The sequence below is a fragment of the Spirillospora sp. NPDC049652 genome (assembly GCF_040675125.1).
Lineage (GTDB): Bacteria > Actinomycetota > Actinomycetes > Streptosporangiales > Streptosporangiaceae > Spirillospora.
Genome location: NZ_JBFAOF010001535.1, coordinates 1 through 1131, shown reverse-complemented (window position 1 = coordinate 1131; position 1131 = coordinate 1). Strand labels below are relative to the sequence as shown.

Below are 1131 nucleotides of genomic sequence, written 5' to 3'. Positions count from 1 at the left end.
CTCACCCGCGCGGGCCACGAGGCGGGCGCGGTCGTCGGCTGGGACCTGGCGCACGCCGCCGGGAACGTCCCGCTGAGCCTGCACGACTGGGACGTCGACTTCGCCGCCTGGTGCACCTACAAGTACCTCAACAGCGGTCCCGGCGCGGTCGCGGGCGCGTTCGTGCACGAGCGGCACGTCCGCGACACCTCGCTGCCGCGCCTGTCCGGCTGGTGGAGCACCCGCGCCGACATCCGCTTCCGCATGGACCCCGACGTCGACCACCCGCCGACCGCCGACGCCTGGGCGCTGTCCAACCCGCCGATCCTGGCCCTCGCGCCCGTGCTCGTCTCGCTGGAGATCTTCGACCGGGTCGGCATGGCGGCGCTGCGCGCCAAGAGCGAGCGCCTGACCGGCTACCTCGCCGAACGGCTCGCGCCGCTCGGCGGCGTCCGGGTGATCACGCCCGGCGACCCGGCCTCGCGCGGCACCCAGCTCTCGCTGCGCGTCCCGGACGCGGGCGGGCTGGTGAAGGCCCTGGCGGACGAGGCGGGCGTCATCGCCGACGCCCGCGAGCCCGACATCGTCCGGCTCGCGCCCGTCCCGCTCTACTGCACCTTCCACGACTGCCACCGCGCCGCCGAGGCGCTGGCGAAGCTCACCTGAGGCGGGCCGCGCCCGGCCGCACACCGGGCGCGCCCGAATCCGGCCGCCTCCCGTGCGGCGGCGGGAGGTCAGCTGCGCACGCGCCGGGGCGGCCGCAGCACGCGCCGCGCCGGCCGGACGACCCGGAGCATCTCCCCGCCGATGTAGACGCCCGCGCCGATCGCCAGCGCCGTCGCGAGCGCCTCGGCGAGCACCAGCGCGGCGGGCCCGGTCCGTCCGGTGGTGAGCTGCACCATGCCCCGGTACATCAGCGTCCCGGGCATCAGCGGAGCGATGCACGGCGTCACGCAGACCAGCGCCGGGACGTGCGCCAGCCGCGCGTAGGCGGTGCCGAACAGGCCCACCACGGTCGCGGCGATCGCGGTGGCGGGCGCGGCGGGCAGGTCCAGCCCGCGCATCTCGACCAGGACGGCCCAGGCGAGCATCCCCCCGAGCGCGACCGGCGGCAGCAGCGCCCGCGACACCAGGTGCAGGACCGCGAACGAC

The 1131-nt window shown here is 77.0% G+C and carries 2 protein-coding genes; one reads left to right on the top strand and one right to left on the bottom strand.

Translation table 11 applies throughout. From position 1 onward, the window contains the following. On the top strand, window positions 1-645 hold a 645-nt coding region (locus tag AB0J52_RS41730), incomplete at its 5' end, for an aminotransferase class V-fold PLP-dependent enzyme (protein ID WP_500188828.1). A 68-nt stretch (window positions 646-713) separates the two neighbouring features. On the opposite strand, the gene AB0J52_RS41725 is transcribed toward AB0J52_RS41730, so the two are convergent. Then, on the bottom strand, window positions 714-1131 hold a 418-nt coding region (locus tag AB0J52_RS41725; protein ID WP_500188827.1), incomplete at its 5' end, for a threonine/serine exporter family protein.